The organism is Salinimicrobium profundisediminis, from assembly GCF_026241755.1.
Lineage (GTDB): Bacteria > Bacteroidota > Bacteroidia > Flavobacteriales > Flavobacteriaceae > Salinimicrobium > Salinimicrobium profundisediminis.
On record NZ_JAPJDA010000026.1, the window covers coordinates 34,564 to 54,049 of the forward strand.

General features: G+C 40.9%; 16 protein-coding genes and 1 tRNA gene. 12 read left to right on the forward strand and 5 right to left on the reverse strand.

Going from position 1 to position 19,486, the window contains the following annotated elements; all coding sequences use genetic code 11:
• Positions 1–82 precede the first annotated feature (82 nt).
• Positions 83–562, forward strand: coding sequence for a peptide-methionine (S)-S-oxide reductase (locus OQ279_RS14655; protein WP_306419793.1), 480 nt, complete (start codon positions 83–85; stop codon positions 560–562).
• A gap of 84 nt (positions 563–646) precedes the next feature.
• A complete protein-coding gene (locus OQ279_RS14660) occupies positions 647–1,018 on the forward strand; it encodes a GxxExxY protein (protein ID WP_266070755.1) in 372 nt (123 codons plus the stop codon).
• Positions 1,019–1,094: 76 nt separating this feature from the next.
• Here the strand turns inward: OQ279_RS14660 and OQ279_RS14665 are convergent, their stop codons facing one another.
• From OQ279_RS14665 to OQ279_RS14675, 3 genes are all read right to left on the reverse strand, one after another.
• The gene (locus OQ279_RS14665; RefSeq protein ID WP_266070756.1) at positions 1,095–2,273 is read right to left on the reverse strand and encodes an AIR synthase related protein; all 1,179 of its coding nucleotides are present in this window, start codon (positions 2,271–2,273) and stop codon (positions 1,095–1,097) included.
• A gap of 109 nt (positions 2,274–2,382) precedes the next feature.
• Positions 2,383–4,569, reverse strand: a complete 2,187-nt coding sequence (locus OQ279_RS14670) for a glutamine synthetase III family protein (protein WP_266070757.1) — start codon at positions 4,567–4,569, stop codon at positions 2,383–2,385.
• A 123-nt stretch (positions 4,570–4,692) separates the two neighbouring features.
• Positions 4,693–5,640, reverse strand: coding sequence for a calcium/sodium antiporter (locus OQ279_RS14675; RefSeq protein ID WP_266070758.1), 948 nt, complete (start codon positions 5,638–5,640; stop codon positions 4,693–4,695).
• A 258-nt stretch (positions 5,641–5,898) separates the two neighbouring features.
• Here OQ279_RS14675 and OQ279_RS14680 point away from each other — a divergent pair, with 258 nt between their 5' ends.
• Entirely contained in the window at positions 5,899–6,048 is a 150-nt protein-coding gene (locus OQ279_RS14680; RefSeq protein ID WP_266070759.1) for an SsrA-binding protein, read from the forward strand.
• 118 nt (positions 6,049–6,166) lie between these two features.
• Here OQ279_RS14680 and OQ279_RS14685 read toward each other — a convergent pair whose 3' ends face one another.
• The gene (locus OQ279_RS14685; protein ID WP_266070760.1) at positions 6,167–6,682 is read right to left on the reverse strand and encodes an adenine phosphoribosyltransferase; all 516 of its coding nucleotides are present in this window, start codon (positions 6,680–6,682) and stop codon (positions 6,167–6,169) included.
• A gap of 156 nt (positions 6,683–6,838) precedes the next feature.
• Between OQ279_RS14685 and OQ279_RS14690 the strand changes: the two genes are divergently transcribed.
• From OQ279_RS14690 to OQ279_RS14720, 7 genes are all read left to right on the forward strand, one after another.
• Positions 6,839–7,324, forward strand: coding sequence for a YciE/YciF ferroxidase family protein (locus tag OQ279_RS14690; RefSeq protein ID WP_266070761.1), 486 nt, complete (start codon positions 6,839–6,841; stop codon positions 7,322–7,324).
• Positions 7,325–7,555: 231 nt separating this feature from the next.
• Positions 7,556–8,065 carry a DUF2383 domain-containing protein gene (locus OQ279_RS14695; RefSeq protein ID WP_266070762.1) on the forward strand — a complete coding sequence of 170 codons (510 nt, stop codon included), beginning with the start codon at positions 7,556–7,558 and terminating at the stop codon, positions 8,063–8,065.
• A gap of 115 nt (positions 8,066–8,180) precedes the next feature.
• Positions 8,181–10,544: a S9 family peptidase gene (locus tag OQ279_RS14700; protein ID WP_266070763.1), complete on the forward strand. Its 2,364-nt coding sequence runs from the start codon at positions 8,181–8,183 to the stop codon at positions 10,542–10,544.
• Between the two features lie 223 nt (positions 10,545–10,767).
• Positions 10,768–11,214, forward strand: coding sequence for a universal stress protein (locus OQ279_RS14705; RefSeq protein ID WP_266070764.1), 447 nt, complete (start codon positions 10,768–10,770; stop codon positions 11,212–11,214).
• Positions 11,215–11,431: 217 nt separating this feature from the next.
• Positions 11,432–14,185 (forward strand): PAS domain-containing protein, encoded by a 2,754-nt coding sequence (locus tag OQ279_RS14710; RefSeq protein WP_266070765.1) that lies wholly within the window; start codon positions 11,432–11,434, stop codon positions 14,183–14,185.
• Positions 14,169–14,618, forward strand: a complete 450-nt coding sequence (locus OQ279_RS14715) for a response regulator (protein ID WP_266070766.1) — start codon at positions 14,169–14,171, stop codon at positions 14,616–14,618. Before OQ279_RS14710 ends, OQ279_RS14715 begins: the two co-directional genes overlap by 17 nt.
• A gap of 67 nt (positions 14,619–14,685) precedes the next feature.
• Complete coding sequence (locus OQ279_RS14720) at positions 14,686–15,732, forward strand: Gfo/Idh/MocA family oxidoreductase (RefSeq protein ID WP_266070767.1); 1,047 nt, start codon at positions 14,686–14,688, stop codon at positions 15,730–15,732.
• Here OQ279_RS14720 and OQ279_RS14725 read toward each other — a convergent pair.
• Positions 15,719–17,113 carry an alanine/glycine:cation symporter family protein gene (locus OQ279_RS14725; RefSeq protein WP_266070768.1) on the reverse strand — a complete coding sequence of 465 codons (1,395 nt, stop codon included), beginning with the start codon at positions 17,111–17,113 and terminating at the stop codon, positions 15,719–15,721. The two genes, OQ279_RS14720 and OQ279_RS14725, sit on opposite strands and share 14 nt — an antisense overlap.
• 233 nt (positions 17,114–17,346) lie before the next feature.
• On the opposite strand from OQ279_RS14725, the gene OQ279_RS14730 reads away from it, so the two are divergent.
• Together OQ279_RS14730 and OQ279_RS14735 are read left to right on the forward strand one after the other, a co-directional pair.
• A tRNA-Arg gene (locus OQ279_RS14730) sits at positions 17,347–17,420 on the forward strand.
• Positions 17,421–17,653: 233 nt separating this feature from the next.
• A complete protein-coding gene (locus OQ279_RS14735) occupies positions 17,654–18,913 on the forward strand; it encodes a site-specific integrase (protein WP_266070769.1) in 1,260 nt (419 codons plus the stop codon).
• Positions 18,914–19,486: the final 573 nt, after the last annotated feature.

Below are 19,486 nucleotides of genomic sequence, written 5' to 3' on the forward strand. Positions count from 1 at the left end.
AGAGTCTGCAAAGGAAAAAGCGCATAGATCGCAAAGTAATTCTAAATGATGCTTCTTTTGTATCTTTAGAACAATGAGTAAAATGAACAAAATAGGCCTGGGCGGAGGTTGTCACTGGTGTACCGAAGCAGTTTTCCAGTCGGTGGAAGGCGTGCTGAAGGTGGAGCAGGGATATATTGCTTCTGAAGCTCCAGCCGATACATTCTCTGAAGCTGTCATTGTGCATTACCTTCCAAAAATGACAAATTTGGAGCGGCTTTTAGAGGTGCATCTTCATACGCACAATTCCACTTCAAATCATTCGTTTCGGGATAAATATCGTAGTGCTGTTTACTTTTTCTCTTCGGAAGATGAAGTGGAAATTAGAAAGATCCTGAAAAAACTTCAGCAGCAATTTAAGGAACTCCTGGTGACGCAGGTATTGGCGTTCAATGAATTTAAGGCTTCGAGGGAGCAGATACAGGATTACTACCGAAAAAATCCGGATGCTCCTTTTTGTAGGAGATATATTGAACCGAAGTTGGAGGTTCTGGACAAAATTTCTCGCAAAGGGCGCAATTAAAATTTTCACACGAAGAGCACGAAGCAAAATAAATGAAGATCACAAAGAAAGGCAGTTAAGAAGAAACTGTTGTACTTTAGAATAATGAAGGAACAGGATTTATCATACCGGATCATTGGAATTGCACTTGAGCTTCACAAAATTTTGGGGCCGGGCCTGTTAGAATCGACTTATGAAAATGCTTTAGCTTATGACTTACGTGCTGCCGGTTTGGAAGTGAAACAACAACATCCCATGCCATTTTTCTATAAAGAAATTAAAATGGATGTAGGCTACAGAATTGACCTACTGGTTGAGAGTAAAATAATCATTGAAGTAAAATCTCTAGAAAATCTTGCTCCTGTACATTTTGCACAATTACTCACTTATTTAAAATTTTCGGAATTAAAAGTGGGTCTACTAATAAATTTCAATACAAAAATGCTCAAAGATGGCATTCACCGAATAGTTAATTGAAAAAATCAATTTTTCCTTCAATTTCTCTGTGCCCTTATTTAATCTTATTTTGCTTCGTGTGAAAATTGAAAACCTATTAGTATTCAAACTCCCCAAACTCACTTCTAATTGTCAATTTTTTCTCTTCTGAAGCTTCTACCCTACCCACTATTTTGGCATCTACGTTGAATGATTTTGAAATTTCAATAATATCTTCAGCTACTTTTTCATCAACATATAATTCCATTCTATGTCCCATATTGAACACCTGGTACATCTCCTTCCACTCGGTTTTGCTTTCCTGCTGAATGAGTTTGAATAAAGGCGGAACTTCAAATAGATTGTCTTTGACTACATGAACGTTATCTACAAAATGCAGGACTTTGGTTTGTGCGCCCCCGCTGCAATGAACTATGCCAAAAATGTCATTTTTAGAGTACTTTTCCAGGATCTTCTTAATTACCGGAGCATATGTTCTTGTAGGAGAAAGCACAAGTTTACCAGCATCCAGCGGACTGCCCTCAACTGCATCGGTGAGGTCTTTTGAGCCGCTGTAGATCAATTCAGCGGGAATTGAAGCATCAAAACTTTCAGGATATTTTTGAGCTAAACTCTTTCCGAAGACATCGTGACGTGCAGAGGTGAGTCCGTTACTGCCCATGCCACCGTTGTACTCTTTTTCGTAAGTTGCCTGTCCAAAAGAAGCCAGTCCAACGATCACATTTCCCGGTTTAATGTTTGCATTGTCTATCACATCACTCCGCTTCATGCGTGCAGTCACGGTAGAATCTACAATAATGGTGCGTACAAGATCACCAACATCGGCAGTTTCGCCGCCGGTAGAATGGATTTTTATTCCGAAGCCTTTGAGATCATGGAGCAATTCTTCGGTACCATTGATAATGGCAGAGATCACTTCACCCGGCACCAGGTTCTTGTTACGACCAATTGTAGAAGAAAGCATGATGTTATCTACCGCACCAACGCACAGCAGGTCATCAATATTCATGATCAATGCATCTTGGGCTATTCCTTTCCACACCTCAAGATCCCCTGTTTCTTTCCAGTACATATAGGCCAGGGAAGACTTTGTACCAGCGCCATCGGCGTGCATGATGAGGCAATAATCTTCATCACCTGTGAGATGATCGGGCACAATTTTGCAAAATGCTTTTGGAAAAAGCCCTTTATTGACATTCTTAATGGCATTGTGCACGTCTTCTTTCCCGGCAGAAACTCCGCGGCCGGCATATCTTTTACTTATTTCCTGGCTCATGTAGATAGATTTACGGTCAAAGATAATTAGTTTAGTTTTTTTGATCGTAGATTTATATAATAAAAAAGGCACTCCCATTGGAAGTGCCTATAAGTCTATTGAATACAAATTATCGGGTAAACAATAATTCCCTGTACTTGGTTAAGGTCCAGATCTCATCGTCTATTACCAGCTCGAGCTTATCGCAATGGTAGCGAATGGTCTCAAAGAATGGCTTCACATCATTACAGTATGCAAAGGCTTTTTCTTCGGCATCCTCCAGTTTGTTAGCTTTCTTACGGGCTTCGATCATTTCGGTAATGCCAGAATTGATCTTCTCGATACGTTCGGAGATTTCTTTAATGATCTCGAGTTGCTCTTTGGAGTGTTCTTTGAAATCATCAGCAAAGATCTCTTTAAGTCCGCGTACGTTTTTGATCAAAATGTTTTGGTACCTAATCGCGGTTGGGATCACGTGGTTGCGGGCAATATCACCAAGGATACGGCTCTCAATTTGCACTTTCATGATGTATTCCTCTAACTGAATTTCATGACGGGCTTCAATTTCCACATTATTCATGATCTCCAGCTCCTTATACATATCCATCGTCTTCTTGCTAACAAGAGCTTTAAGAGCTTCAGGAGTATTTCGATTGTTACTTAGACCTCTTTTTGCGGCTTCTTTTTCCCATTCTTCGGAATAACCATCACCTTCAAAACGAATATTCTTAGAGTCTTTGATGTATTCTCTCAGAACATTGAAGATGGCGTCATCCTTCTTCATCTTCTTATTCTTGATAAGACCATCAACCTTTTTCTTGAAATCTATCAGCTGCTTGGCAACAATTGCATTTAGAGCGGTCATGGGCTCTGCACAGTTTGCAGTGGAGCCTACTGCACGGAATTCAAATTTATTCCCGGTAAAAGCGAAGGATGAAGTTCTGTTCCTGTCGGTATTATCCAGAAGGATCTCAGGGATCTTTCCAACCACATTAAGTTTAAGTTCGGTCTTTTCTGCCGGAGAAAGTTTCCCATCGGTAACTTTTTCGAGTTCGTCAAGCACCTGGGTCAATTGAGAACCAATAAAAGTAGAGATGATAGCCGGCGGAGCCTCATTAGCACCTAACCTGAAGTCATTTGAAGCGCTGGCAATTGTAGCCCTTAACAGCTCCTCATTTTCATTTACAGCTTTTATGGTATTGATGAAAAAAGTCAAAAACTGAAGATTTTTCATCGGTGTAGAACCGGGTCCTAAAAGATTTACACCTGTATCTGTACTTAAAGACCAGTTGTTATGCTTCCCACTTCCGTTAATGCCTGCAAATGGCTTTTCATGGAACAACACGGTGAAGTTATGGCGCTCTGCTACTTTATGCATTACATCCATCAAAAGGGAGTTGTGATCTACTGCCAGGTTGGCTTCTTCAAAGATTGGAGCAAGTTCAAACTGGTTTGGTGCCACCTCGTTGTGCCTGGTTTTAACAGGTACTCCAAGAAGCATACATTCTTTTTCAAGATCGCGCATATAAGAAAGTACCCGCGAAGGAATAGAACCAAAATAATGATCGTCTAACTGCTGACCTTTAGCCGGAGAGTGCCCCAGCAAAGTTCTTCCAGCCAGCTGAATATCGGGCCTTGATGCTGCCAAAGCCGAATCTATAAGAAAATATTCCTGCTCCCATCCAAGAGTAGCCTGAACTTTACTTACATTTTTGTCGAAATATTTTGCCACATCGGTAGCAGCCTGGTCAACAGCCTGCAACGCTCTTAAAAGTGGCGTTTTATAATCCAGTGCATCTCCTGTGTAAGAAACGAATACACTGGGAATACACAAAGTAGTTCCATATATAAATGCGGGAGAAGTAGGATCCCATGCGGTATAGCCACGGGCTTCAAACGTATTTCTTATCCCCCCGTTCGGGAAACTTGAAGCATCGGGTTCTTGTTGTACAAGTTGCCCGCCTCCAAATTTTTCAATTGCAAGGCCATCACCAATAGTTTCAAAGAAAGCATCATGTTTTTCGGCAGTGCTTCCGGTAAGGGGTTGAAACCAGTGTGTATAGTGGGTGGCCCCTTTAGAAATGGCCCATTCCTTCATTCCGGTAGAGATATGATCGGCAATAGTACGGTCAATCTTTTTACCGGTGGCATTTGCTTCCTTTACACTCTGGTATGCTTCTTTAGTTAGAAATTGTCGCATTACGCTTTCGCTGAAAACATTGCGGCCAAAAAGTTCTGAACGCCGTTCGTTTTCTTCAATTTCTACAGGTTTGCGGTTCAAAGTCTCCTTGAGTGCCTGGAATCTTAAAGTTGCCATTTATTAATTGGTTTTATGGGTTAACAGCAACAAATATATTTAATAATTGTTTACACCCCCTAAAAAATTGGGGGATGTTTACAAAAATTTTATATTTTCTTAAGAAGACCCCTCAGGCAAAGCCTATCCTACAAAGGCAAGGCTTACAAACACAGCATAACCGGCAAAAAGCAGAAAACCTTTCCACCTGTTTAATGAATAACGCTTCGGAAGAAAAGCCAACGGAACCAGAATAAAAGCAATACCAATCATCCATAGAATATCGCTGCTTAATATCTCTGCTGAACTTACTACCACAGGCTGAATTAAGGCAGTAATACCCAGCACCGAGGCTATGTTGAAAATGTTAGAACCAATCAGGTTTCCAAGGGAAATGGCTTTTTCCTGTTTCATAGCTGCAATGACCGATGCTGCCAGCTCGGGCACACTCGTTCCTACGGCGATCATAGTAACCGAGATCACCCTCTCACTCACTCCCAAAGCCGATGCCAGGTCTACCGCACCCGAAACCAAAAATTCTGATCCAAAGTAAAGAGCAGCACCTCCAATGACCAACCAAAGAACAGTCTTAAAATTTGAAGCCACTTTTAAATCGGGATCTACTTCATCGGGCTGAAGTTCCGGTTTCCGGCGGGCGCGACGAATCAATAAAACAAGGTAAAGCACAATAGCCCCTACCAAAACAACACCTTCTAAGCGCGATAATATATGTTCTGTAGAAAGAAAATAAAACAGCCCCAGGGAAAAAAGCATCATTATTGGCCAGTTGAACCTGTAGAATTCCCGGTCAATGATTAAAGGCGAGATCATGGCCGTAATACCAAGAACCAAACCTATGTTAGCAATATTAGAGCCGATGACATTACCCAGGGAAATATCTGAAAATCCTTCAAGGGCGGCCTGCAGACTCACCAGTAGCTCTGGCGCCGAGGTTGCAAAGGACACCACTGTAAGGCCAATTACCATTCGGGAAAGTTTCAGTTTCAAAGAAATCGCTACAGACGATCTCACGAGGAATTCACCTCCAACTACTAACAGAATAAAACCAAGGATAATAAATAGAATGCTCATCAATTTTTTTTGCGAAGATATGAGATTCTCAACGAATAGGCTTGTTTGAACCGTTTTGCAGAGCTTCACCTACACCAAAACCAGGACTTTAAGAGAGAATAAACCAGAGATTCGTTATTGGCGGTATTGAATGATCTCCCAAAAATGCCATTTTTGACACACCTTCCGGGAAGACCTTCGGAAGGCGATTTTGCTCCTATACCTTTCAAAAAGGGGAAATTGGGAACTAATTTCTATCTTTGATAGAAACCAACCGACATGAAAAAGACATTTTTCAAGACACTTTCGAAGATCAACAAAAAGGTTCTTCCCAGCTATTCAAAGCGACAGCTGGACCTGGCTAAAGCAACTAAATTTCAGAAAGCCCTTATCGGCTGGAAAACCTGGGTCACAAAGAACTCACTCTAAAGGTTCAAGGTTCAAGGTTTAAGGTTTAAGGTTTAAGGTAAAAAAGGAAAACTTTACTACAACTATTAACCATTAACTATTAACTATTAACTGTTAACTGTTAACTGTTAACTACGAACTAATAGCTAACCAGCGAAACCACCTTATATGAATCCAGTTTTTCCTTTCCTTTTAAGAAGCTGAGATCCATTAAGAAACTGCACTGTACAATTTCCCCTCCCATTTTCTCGACCAGTTTACACGCAGCCGCAGCAGTACCTCCCGTTGCCAGCACATCATCGTGCACAAGGATCTTTTCACCTTTTTGTATTGCATCGCTATGCACCTCAAGTGTATCTTCCCCATATTCTAATGAATAGCTCTCCCGGTATGTATCGTAGGGCAATTTACCCGGCTTTCTAATGGGCACAAAACCTGCATTTAACTCCTGCGCCAAAAGTGTCGCAAAAAAGAAGCCGCGTGATTCTATTCCTACAACTTTATCTATTTTCTCACCTTCCAAAAATGACAAAAAAGCAGCCACTGTTTCTCTAGTAGCAGTGGCATCCTGCAGCAGGGGTGTTATATCCTTATAAACGATCCCTTTTTTGGGAAAATCATGTATATCTCTAATGTAAGCTTCAATATTAAACATATGCGCGGTTTCCTGCGAAGATAATAAGAAAAAAGCGTCTCTTCCCATTACCTCCATTACTCCTTTAGTAAAAATTCAACAAAGATTTATTACTCATTTAACTGGCACAAGTCTCTTCCATATATATTTTAGACTGAACCAAAAAAAGCCTGAAAAATGAAAAACTTAAAAGATCTATTCGAACATCAGCTAAAGGATTTGTACAGCGCCGAGACCCAACTGGTAGACGCTCTCCCAAAGTTGCAGAAAAATGCCAATGATGATAAACTTAAAAAAGCTTTTGAGAAGCACCTCAAAGAAACCGAGGGGCATGTAAAGCGCCTCGAGGAAATTTGTGACAAACTGGGCATTAAACCTACGGGAGAAACCTGTAAGGCTATGCAGGGTCTTGTGAAAGAAGCTGAATCTTTTCTGAAAGAAGACACCGAAAAAGATGTGCAGGATGCAGGACTAATTGCCGAGGCCCAGAGAGTAGAACACTACGAGATCTCGGGATATGGTACGGCTGTACGTTATGCTAAAGAACTGGGACATGACGACATTGCTGCAAAACTTCAAAAAACTCTTGATGAAGAATACAAAGCCGACAATCTTCTCACCGACATGGCCGAAGATCGCCTGAACAGAAAGGCTAAATCCTAATTTGGAACCAGAAATCTTAAAAACCGCCTGCACTTTCGCAGGCGGTTTTGTTTTTTCATCCTAATAAATGCCTCAAAAAACATCTTTTTAAGAAAGTTTTTGTCGTCTTCTTCTTCAACTGTCAAAACGGAGTTAACCATCCAATTTTACGAAAACGATTGAGCAAATTTGCTTAAATTAAAGTGTTAGTAAAAGAGTTGGAAAAGAGACAGAAATATAGATCAAGAAATCATGAATAACGGGAAAATTAGAGAACTTACTTTGCGGCGTCTTTTAGACGATAACTTCGCAGGTTCGAAACTTTTTCGGGATTTGGCAGAATCCCTGGATGATGCTTCTTTAAAAAATTATTTTCAAAGCCTTGCTTCCCGGCGTACCCAATTCGCCATTGAACTTGGTGAGGAAATTCTATACTACACCGGGAAAAAAGCTCCAGCTTCTTCTTCTTCTTCTTCTTCTTCTTCTTCTTCTTCTTCTTCTTATACAGTGAGAAAACGCACCGGGTTATACGGGGAAAGCAGGAACAAATGCATAAAAAATGCTTTGCGGGCTAAAAAACTAAGCCTTCAGAAATACCAGGAAGCCTTATGCAGAATTTATGAAGGCAGCTGTCGCGAGGTCTTAATCAGGCACAAAGCCTATCTTGAGAACTGTGTTTTCGAGTTAAAAGCTCTAAAGAGCCTGCTTAAATACAGGGATCAAATAGAAGATCAACAAAATGAAATGAGCAGTCACCTTTAAAAACTGCTAATAAAATGTACGTGTAAAAAGCACCTTCGGTCCATCAGGGGGTGCTTTTACTTTTAAAACTATCCTCGGGTTTTTTTATATTGCCAATCCAATTTCAATCTTACCTATGAACAAAAAATACTTCCTCTACATTCTGGCATTTTTGAGCCTGCAGGCAGCCTATGCCCAAACGTCTGATCTCACTGTAGAAAAGATCATGCAGGATCCTTCCTGGATGGGTACTTTTCCTTCAAACGTGCAGTGGGGCCCGCACAGCGAATACATTTATTTTAATTACAACCCCGATAACAGTCCTGCCGATTCCCTCTACAGGATATCCAGAAAAGACCTGAACAAGATAGAAAAGGTTTCATGGCAGGATGAGCAAAAACTCCTTCCGCAGAGAGGGGATTTTAACCAGGCGCGCAATAAAAAGGTGTACACCCGCGATGGAGATCTCTTCCTGTACGACCTGCGTAAAAAAAAGGAGGAAAAGTTACTGGAACTCAGCGGGAGCCTATCAGACCCTCAGTTTTTGTACAATGAAAATAAAATTAGTTTCGTCTTTGACAATAACGCATTCGTTTATGATCTAAGTACGGGAAAGATCACTCAACTCACCAATATCCAGACGGGTAGCCAAAAAGAGCAAAAAGACAAAGAGCTTTCTGCACAAGATCAATGGCTGCAAGATGAAAACCTGCAACTGCTCGAAGAAGTAAGAAAGCGGAAAGAAAACAAAGAAGCACAAAAAACTTACCGTGACATGACTGCAAAGCCGGAAGTGTTTACCTTTTACACCGGCGACAAGCACCTGCGAAACCTACAGGTATCCCCCAATGGCGAATATGTGACTTTTCAGCTTATCACTACCGCCGAAGCAAAAGATACTGATGTTCCCGATTACACCAATCTTACAGGTTACACAGTGAATCTTCCTGCCCGTAGCAAAGTAGGCAGCGAGCAGGCAAAACTGGAAGCCATGGTGTACAACCTGGAAAAGGACACTGTTTTCAAAGTAGATACAGAAAATCTTCCCGGAATTAAAGATCTGCCCGATTTTGTAAAAGATTATCCCGATAAAGAATGGGAAGAAGAAGTAAGGGAAGTGTACCCCAACGGCGCCTGGTTCTCGAATGATGGAAATAAGGCTGTGATGGTAATTCGCTCCAAAGACAATAAAGATCGATGGATTGCCGCATTAGACCCTAAAACAGGAAGCTTGAAATCCCTGGACAGGCAGAGAGATGAAGCCTGGATCTCCGGCCCCGGAATAGGCTATTCCTGGAGTGGTGGTAATATTGGCTGGCTAAACGACAATAAGACCATTTATTTTCAAAGTGAAGAAACTGGGTATTCACACCTCTATCTTCTCGATGTTAATTCGGGCAAAAAAACACAGTTGACCAAAGGTGATTTTGAAGTTTTTGACCCCATTCTTTCCAATGACGGAAAAAGCTGGTATCTCACTACTTCGGAAGTTAATGCCGGCCAGAGACATTTTTACAAAATGCCGGTAAGTGGGGGTAAAATGCAGCAACTTACTACACTTACCGGAAATAATGAAGTCTCCCTGTCGCCAGATGAAGATTATATGGCAATACGATATTCGTACTCCAATAAGCCCTGGGAACTTTATTTGAAGAAAACTTCTGCTTCAGCCGAAGCTAAACAGGTGACCACAGGCCAGTCTGAAGAATTTCAGCAGTATAACTGGAGAGAACCGGAGCTTGTAAAGTTCGAAGCCACAGATGGTGCCATGGTTCCTGCCCGGTTGTACAAACCTTCAGCCAAGGCAAAGAATGGTGCTGCGGTGGTATTTGTTCATGGTGCCGGTTACTTACAAAACGCACATAGCTGGTGGTCCAGCTACTTCAGGGAATATATGTTCCACAACCTGCTGGCCGATCTTGGCTACACGGTTCTCGACATAGATTACCGCGGAAGTGCAGGTTATGGCCGTGACTGGCGCACCGGCATTTACAGGCATATGGGCGGTAAAGACCTTAGCGACCAGGTAGACGGTGTAAAATATTTAATTGCTGAACATGGCGTAAACCCAGAGAAAGTCGGAATTTACGGCGGCAGTTACGGTGGGTTCATCACTCTCATGGCTATGTTTACTGAAGCCGAAACATTTGAATCTGGCGCTGCTTTGCGTTCAGTGACAGACTGGGCTCACTACAACCATGGCTATACCTCAAACATACTCAACGAGCCGGTAAATGACCCTATTGCCTACAGGCGCTCTTCCCCTATTTATTTTGCTGAAGGTCTTGAAGGGAACCTGCTAATAGCACACGGTATGATAGATGTTAATGTGCATTTTCAGGATGTAGTGAGATTAGCCCAGAGGCTCATCGAACTTAAAAAAGAGAATTGGGAAATGGCCGTGTATCCGGTAGAAGATCACGGTTTTACCGAACCAAGCAGCTGGACCGATGAATACAGGAGAATCCTGAAGTTATTTAATGAAACCCTGTTAGATTAACCTGCCAAAAAGGGCAAAAAGAGGCTGTCTTTAAAGCTGTAAAATGTCATTCTGAATTTATTCAGAAGCATACTTCACTCACCTTCAGAAGCATACAATATCTGAGACGTTTAAAGGAGCACAAAACAGAGCTTTAAGGGCAGCCTCTTTGCATTCGCCCCAGCCTTTCGCTTCCAGATTTACAGTATTTTTCCTACCTTTAATAATCTAATTTACTTCTACCATGAAAAAGATCCTCGTAGCGATCAACATTGAGAAAAATGCCGATCGTTTAATAGCCAAAGCCGAAGAAATTGCTCAGGCTTTCGGATCCAAGATTTGGATCCTTCACGTAAGCGAACCCGACCCCGACGATTACCTTGGGCTGGAAGCCGGACCACAATACGCTCAGGACAAAAGAGTGGAAAACCGGAAAAAAGAAGGCGAACTTGTTAAGCGCATGGCCGAAAACCTGCGCCAAAAGAACATTGAAGCCGAAGCTGTACAACTTAAAGGGTCAACGGTAAAAATGATCAAAAAAGAAGTGCAGAATATCAATGCCGACCTGCTTATTGCCGGACACCACAAAAAGAACTTTTTCTACGATATGTTTGTAGGAAGCATAAAACAGGAACTAATTGACGATCTGGATGTTCCCGTTCTACTGGTGCCTGTAAAACATAGATCTTAATCTGTTTGAAGAAAGGACTACAATGAATTTCCAGCTAATTTGTAGGAATTTTCTTCATTTATTTATTACCCTACAGGTCAAAGAGGACTTTTTTGTCGCCTAACGACCCAACTTCGTAGTTTTCAATAGGTCGAGGGAATATATTTTGTTTATATTTGTTTCGCCTTTAACAAAAAATTAGGAGCAAAGGCAGGTTTTATACTTGTGTCCCCCTGCGATGAGAGAAAACTGCTGGAAAGAAATTTTTGAAGCCATTCCCTTTGCCTGTTTGGTTTTAGAACCTCAAGAGTGCAGTGCATTCATGATGGTAGAGGCTAATACGGCCTATCTTGAATTATTGGGTAGATCCCGGGAAGATCTATTAGGCAAAGACAGCAGGGAAATCTTCTCTTCCAATCCCAACCTCAGCGAATATGGACCTGACTCTTTCTTTGCAACTTTAGAAAAAGTTATAAGGTTAGGAGAAAAAGAAGAGGTAAACGACCTCCGGTACGACGTAGAAAATAAAGTTACGGGAGAACTTGAAGAACGCTATTTCAGTTCTCAGAATTTCCCAATAAAGAACGAAGCCGGAAAAGTGGAAGTGATCCTGCACTGCGCCCGGGAAGTTACGGCAGAGAATAAACGCAAGAAACGCGATAAAGAAATTGAAGAAGAGCTCAGTTTAAGCCGCCAACAATTCAAGAACTTTATAAGGAGTAACCCTGACGGGCTTTACAGGCTTGACATGCAGGGAAATTTTCTACATGTCAATGAGAGCCTTGCCATGATGGCCGGCTTACCTGCAGAAGAGTTAATCAAAAGTAACTTTATAAATTTTTGCACCCCTCATGACCAGGACCTCGTTATTGAACATTTTGAAAGGTCCCGTCAAGGAAAAGTAACCTCATTTGAAGCCGAATTCCTAGCGGCTACAGGCAACCTGGTTGCTCTTAAGATCCTGCTAATGCCTATGTTTTTAGAGGGCAGTGTAGCCGAGGTTCATGGAATTGCTAAAGATATCACTCAGCTAAAGCACAGCGAAAAGGTGATTATGGAGAAAAGCCGTTTTCTTGAAGTGAACGCAGCTTTTGTAAGTTCCCTCCTTGAAAAAGAAATTAATCAGGAAGCACTTCAACAAACTTTTGGAGTCATAGCCGAAACCGTTGAAGTCGACAGGATGTACTATTTTGAGGCAAACTCCGACCCTGAAACCGGTGAAATATTGATAAGTCAAAAGGTAGAATGGTGCAGCGAAAAAACCATTCCTCAAATTGATAATAAGGAGCTGCAGAATATGCCAATAAAGAAGGTACAGGAAATTACTGGTCCCCTTGTAAAAAACCTTCCATTTACTGCTATTTTAGACGAACTTGCTCCTGGTGAGCTAAGAGAAATTTTTATTGAGCAGCAAATAAAATCTATGTTGTTACTGCCAGTTTTCGTAGGAGATTCACTTACCGGCTTTGTGGGGTTTGACGACTGTACGTATCAGCGCATCTGGAAAGAAGAAGAAATTACCTTTTTAAAGGGTCTTACCCAAAACCTGACTAATGCTTTTGAACGTAATGCCGCTCTTAAGAAAGCCAAACAAAGCGAGGAAGAACTTAAATTGAGTGAACAAAAATTTCGGGCTCTGGTTCAGGAAGGTGCCGATCTTATTGGGATTTTAGATATTTATGGATGCTATTCTTTTGTAAGTGAGAACTACAAGAAGATTCTTGGTTTAGATCCGCAGGAGCTCATAGGGAAGAATGCACAATATTTCATTCATCCTGAAGACTGGCCCAGGGTAAACCAACAGTTCTACCAGTTAAAGAATCAAAAACAGGTGAAAATCTCACCTTTTAGATTTAAGAATAAAAATGGTGAATATCGGTGGGTACAGACCACCGCTACCAATCTATTAAACGATTCTGCCGTTAAAGGAATTGTAGCCAATTCTCTTGATATTACCATGGTGATTGAGCAGGCCAGGGAAATTGAGCATATTAACGAACGCTATCAATTGGCAGCAACGGCCACGCAAGATCTTATTTACGATTGGGATCTTGTGAAAAACAAAGTCACCCGTTTCCACAGAGGACCACAGGAGTTGTTTGGCTATTCTGCGGAAGCAGTAGATCAATATGATTTCTGGAGAAATAATGTGCACCCCGAAGATAAACAGGCTGAAAAGAAAAAACTGGCAATTGTAATTTCCAATCCAAACGAAAATTTTATAAAAACAGAATACCGCTTTAGGAAAGCCGACGGCACTTATGCCCGGGTGGTAGATCGCGGTTACATCATTAGAGATTATACCGGTAAGGCACTACGGCTTATTGGTGCCACCAGCGATATTTCAGAAATAATCACAAAAAGGGAGGCCTTAAAGGTCGCCAACAAACGTTTTAAGATGGCCATGAAAGCCACCAATGAAATGATTTGGGACTGGGAGATAGATACCGATTCGGTAACACGAAGTAAAGGCTATAAGAAGATCTTTGGTTATGACACCAACGAAGCCACAACAGTACACGCCTTTTGGCTCAGGAAAGTGGTTGACGAAGACAGGGGTAAGGTACAACGCTCTCTTGCCGATGCCATAAACAATACCGGGGTCAAAAAATGGAAACTGGAATACAGGTTTGTAAAAGCCGATGGCATGATTGCCCACATCATAGATCGCGGTTATATTTTACGGGACAGCAACGGCAAAGCAACGAGAATGGTGGGCGCGGTGCTCGATGTAACGAACTCCAGAAGGCTTTTGCAGAAAGTTCAAAAACAAAATAAGGTGCTAAAGGAAATTGCCTGGGAACAGTCTCACGTGGTAAGAGCCCCACTGGCACGCATAAAAGGCCTTTTACACCTGCTGGAAGAAGAGTTGTTTGAGGAAATGTCAAAAAAAGAGATCCTATTTCACATGAAAGAATCGGCTAACGAGCTCGATGATATTATTCGGAATATTGTAGAAAAAACTGAAAAGATTAATGTTGAAGCCAGATAATTCAGGTCGTTTGGAAATTCTGGTAGTAGATGACGATAAAGTAGTGACTTTATTGCACAAGAGCAGTCTGAAATCTTCCAGAATTGAACATTCTCCGGTACTTTGCTACAACGGTAAGGAAGCGCTTGACTATCTTAGGAAGCACGACAAACCCGGAAAACACTTCCTGGTTTTGCTCGACCTCAACATGCCCGTACTTGACGGCTGGAAGGTGTTGAAAAGACTCAAAAAAGAACCTATGCAGGCCCAGGTATTCGTAGTGGTGGTGACATCTTCAATCAACCATCAGGATGCTGTAAAAGCCCAAAAGTTTGAGCACGTAATTCATTTTTGCCGCAAACCTTTAACAGTGGCGTGCACTCTTAAGATCAAAAATCTGGAGCCTCTTCGAAAATTCTTCTTTCAGAACGTGGAGGAAAATCAGAAAAAATAAAGAAGGGTGTCAAAAATGGCATTTTAAGAGCCCAATATTCTTCAGAAATTTTTATCTTGAAACAAAAATGAAGCAGGTAAATACTGCCTTTGCAGGTTATGGCTCCGGCGGGAGCATCTATAATGCCCCAATCCTATCGAGCGTTGATGGATTTACAGTAAAAAAGATCCTCACCTCCAACCCTACCAATGTTGAAGCCGCAAAAAAAGACTTTCCGGAGGTTGAGATCGTAGGAGAGTATTCAGAAATACTGGAAGATCCCGAAATTGATCTCATCATTTTAGTATTACCCAACCATCTCCATTATACTTTTGCTGAAAAAGCCTTAAAAGCAAGGAAAAATGTACTGGTTGAAAAACCCTTTACTCCCAATGTACGAGAAGCAAATGAACTTATAAAACTGGCACATCAACAAAATTTACTGCTCACCGTGCACCACAACCGGCGTTGGGACAGTGATTTTTTAACTGTAAAAAAGGTAGTTGAAAATGGCCTTTTAGGAAGGGTGGTTGAATATGAAGCCCATTTTGATCGCTTTAGAAACAAAGTAAAAACCGGCTGGAAAGAGGATAAAGAGAACCCCGGAAGCGGAATTCTCTATGATTTGGGAAGTCATCTAATTGATCAGGCGCTTTGTCTCTTCGGACTTCCTCATGAAGTATTTGCCGATATTAGGACCCAGCGGGACAACGCCACGGTACCCGATGCTTTTGAACTTCTCCTCTTCTACCCTAACCTGAAAGTTACTTTAAAAGCAGGAATGCTTGTAAAGGAAAAAGGCCCCACTTACCAGCTCTCTGGTACGAAGGGAAGTTTTGTGAAATATGGTGTTGACCCCCAGGAAGAATATCTTAAAAAAGGTGCTAAACCACAAAACACTTCAGAATGGGGTGTGGAACCCAAAGATATTTGGGGCAGGCTAAATACTGTTGAAGAAGAAAAGTTTTTAGAAAGTGAGCGCGGCAATTACCCTTTCCTGTACCAAAACCTGTATAACGCCCTTACCCAGGCAGAAGCTCTTGCAGTGTCACCTCAACAGGCCAGAGACGTCATAAAGGTCATAGAAGCGGCGCAACAAAGTCATGATGAGCGTAGGGTGATTACCTTTGGTTAAGAGGTTTTCCCGACTCCTTCAGTTTTAAAAAATATCTTTTTGCCTCCTTCAGTACCCGAGGTGCCATGATTAGTGTGGCTGTCATTGTAGGAATAGCCATTAAAGCAAAAAATCCGTCGATGAGGTTTATCATCATACTTAGGGATGTTGTTGCCCCCAGGAGTATACTCAGAATATAGAAGTAGTTGTAGTAATGCTTGTTTTTGGCCCCAATTAAGAAGGAAAGACATTTGCTTCCGTAGTAAGAATAAGAAAACAGGGAAGATATACTAAAGATGGCGATACAAATGAGCAGCAGATAATTTCCGTAGAAAGGTATAGATGCATCAAAGGCGGCAGCGGTTAAACTCACCCCATTCACATCGTGGGTTTGCCAAACCCCGGTGACAAGAATCGCCATTCCGGTTAAGGAGCACACAACGAGCGTATCTATTGCCGGCCCCAGCATAGCGACCAGGCCTTCGCGTACTGGCTCGGCGGTTTTAGCAGCTCCGTGTGCCATGGGAGCGGTTCCAATCCCGGCTTCATTTGAAAAAGCACCACGCCGTATACCCAGAATTATGAGTCCGCCAAGCATACCTCCCAAAAATGGCTCTCCGGCGTAATTTTCTGCTGCAAATGCATCAGTAAAAATAAGTTTGAAGTAGTATGGCACCTGCTCAAGATTTACGAACAAAATAATAAGCACGGCCACAAAATAAAGCCCCACCATAACCGGAACCATTCTTGAAACCGTATTACTTATTCTATTAAGACCCCCGTAAATCACCACTGCAGTAATTATGGCCAGAATCACTCCAATGATAAGGTTGGATGTTAGCGTGACTTCAACCCCATTAGGTGTTAAAAGAATATAATTTATAGCCTGGGTAAGTTGGTTGACATTAAAGACCGGTAAAGCCCCCACAAGGCCTGCTACACTGAAAAAAGCTGCCATGATCCACCATTTTTTCCCGAGTCCTTCGGTAATAAAATACATGGGGCCACCCTGTAGCTTCCCTTCAGAATCTTTTCCGCGGTACATGACGGCCAGGGTATTGGTGAAAAATTTGGTAGCCATACCTATAATGGCACTTATCCACAACCAGAACATGGCACCCGGACCTCCAATAGCGATAGCCACTGCAACGCCGGCAATATTCCCCATCCCAATGGTAGAAGAAAGTGCCGTAGAAAGCGCCTTGAAATGATTGATCTCGCCGGGATCGTTTGGATCATCATACTTTCCCCGAAGTACCTCTATGGAATGCCCCAGGTAACGAAAGGGAAGAAATTTTGAAAGAATAAGAAGGTATAATCCTCCACCGGTAAGTAAGATTAAAAGCGGAAGGCCCCATACGAAGGAGGCGAATTGAGCAATGAACTCATCTAGTGTTGCCATATAGCAAATATAGTATTTGCAGGGTACTATACAAGCCCAGCAGGCTTATCACCAGATCATTTCTTTAATTTTCACAACTTTAGCGCTTCAGACTTTTCTTTTAGTACCCCCACTAACAAGAGATTATATCTCAGTGAGAACAGCAACAGAAACGCGGTAGACAAAAAATACTTTATTTTGCACAAAAATATTTTCGTTTTTTATAAAATAGCCTATATTTGCACCCGCAAAACGGCCTCGTGGCGCAACTGAATAGCGCATCTGATTACGGCTCAGAAGGTTACAGGTTTGAATCCTGTCGAGGTCACTATATCCACTTCAACAAACCCTGTAACTCACTGATTTACAGGGTTTTTTATTTTTTTTGATGTTAATTAATGTTAAAAAATATTGATTAATATCGAATTACGAGGTCAACAAATCGGTCAACAAAAATAGTTTTAAGAAATTTGTTGACCGCTTTGTTAAAATTATTAACTTTCTTATATAGTTGATTTGACTTTCGTCTTTACTGATTATTCACCTTTAAGACGAACAACTATGACTTCAAAACAAACATTTTCTATCTTGTTCTGGGTTAACTCCTCCAGAGCTAAAGACAATATGGCCGAAATTTATGCCCGAATTGTCGTCAACCGGAAAAGAGTTAATATCAGTTTAAAAACAAAAGTTGACATAAAAAAATGGGATAAAAACAAAGGACGATTAAAATCCAAAGATCCAGGTTCACTCCAGATAAATCGGTTCATCGAACAAACAAGGACGCAAATTTTTCAGTCTTACATGGACCTCCAAGCCAACAATGAGGCAGTTAGCGCTACATCCGTAAAATCTCGTTTTTTAGGAGAAGATGAGAATCATACCTCAATAAAGGAATTAATAGCATATCATAATGAAAAGATGCAACACGTTCTGAATCCTGCTACTATGCGCCACTTCAAGACGAGTCAAAACTATATTATGGAGTACATTCAAAAAGAGTATAAATCTAAAGACTACCTACTTAAAAATCTTGATTATGGTTTTATAATTGGTTTCGAAAGCTTTTTGCGCTCCTATAAGCCGAAACATTATCAAGCACAAATTGGCAACAACACCATCATGAAACATATTCAGAGATTGAGAAAGATGGTAACCATGGCCTTTCATATGGAATGGATTACAAAAGATCCATTTGTAAAATTCAAACCTAAAATAATCAAGAAAGAAAGAGATTTCCTTACACAAAACGAACTGGAAAGATTAGAAAAACTATCCTGCTCAGTGGAAAGGTTAACTCAGGTTAAGGATCTATTTGTTTTTAGCTGCTATACCGGAATCTCCTTTGGGGATATTATGTTACTAACCAAGAAAAACATTGTAGAAGGAGAGGACGGAAATCTTTGGATTATAACCAGTCGTCAAAAGACTTCTACCTCTGTAAAAGTTCCTCTACTACCTCAGGCTCTTGAGGTAATAGAAAAGTATCAAAAATGTCGTCGAACATCAATTACTGGAACGCTATTGCCCACATTATCGAACCAAAAGGTAAATTCATACTTAAAAGAAATAGCCTATCTATGTCAAATAAAGAAAAATCTCACTTTTCATATGGCACGACATACCTTTGCAACCACAGTTACTTTAACAAATGGGGTGCCGTTGGAAACAGTCTCTAAGCTTCTAGGTCACAATAAGTTATCCACCACACAAATTTACGCTAGGGTTATTGAAAAAAAGGTTAGCGAAGACATGCAAAATCTCAAAATGAAAATGGCCAGGAAAACAACAGACGAGTGTTCAGACAAGAAGAATCAGTGATATCAGGAGGCTCTTAATGAGAAAAATATAATTCTCGTAATTCAGGTTGTTAAACTGCCAATACTCCTATTGATCCAATGGTTCTTCTTCTGAATTTTGACTGTGAAAGTCAAATCCACTAAAATTTAGAATAATACAACCAGAGAAATTTTATTGTTATGCAATACTTTTTGCGATTTCAATCTCAATTTAATTATGACGTTATTCTAAATTATTGAAAGATAAATTTCGAAATATGAGAATAGGATAAGGAGAAATAAGGGACATTTTGTTTATGCATAAAATGATTGTTTACACCCTAAAGCACTTTTACTTGATATAGAAAAACATCTTATTCTTGACTTGAAAAAGCCCCTTCTACAGGTTCCTATAGATTATTATGTTTACACCTTGCATTTAAGGAATAAGCACGTATCCAAATTCAATTTGAATACATCATTTGTAGGATTATAACTTCATTAACTTTTTTTTAGGGTTTTTTTTGCGGATCTGTTTTGCTCATTTCTTTCCGAAAAATGTCCCAAAAATTTTAATAATGAAGAACAACTACATCTTGAAATTTATATTATTTTC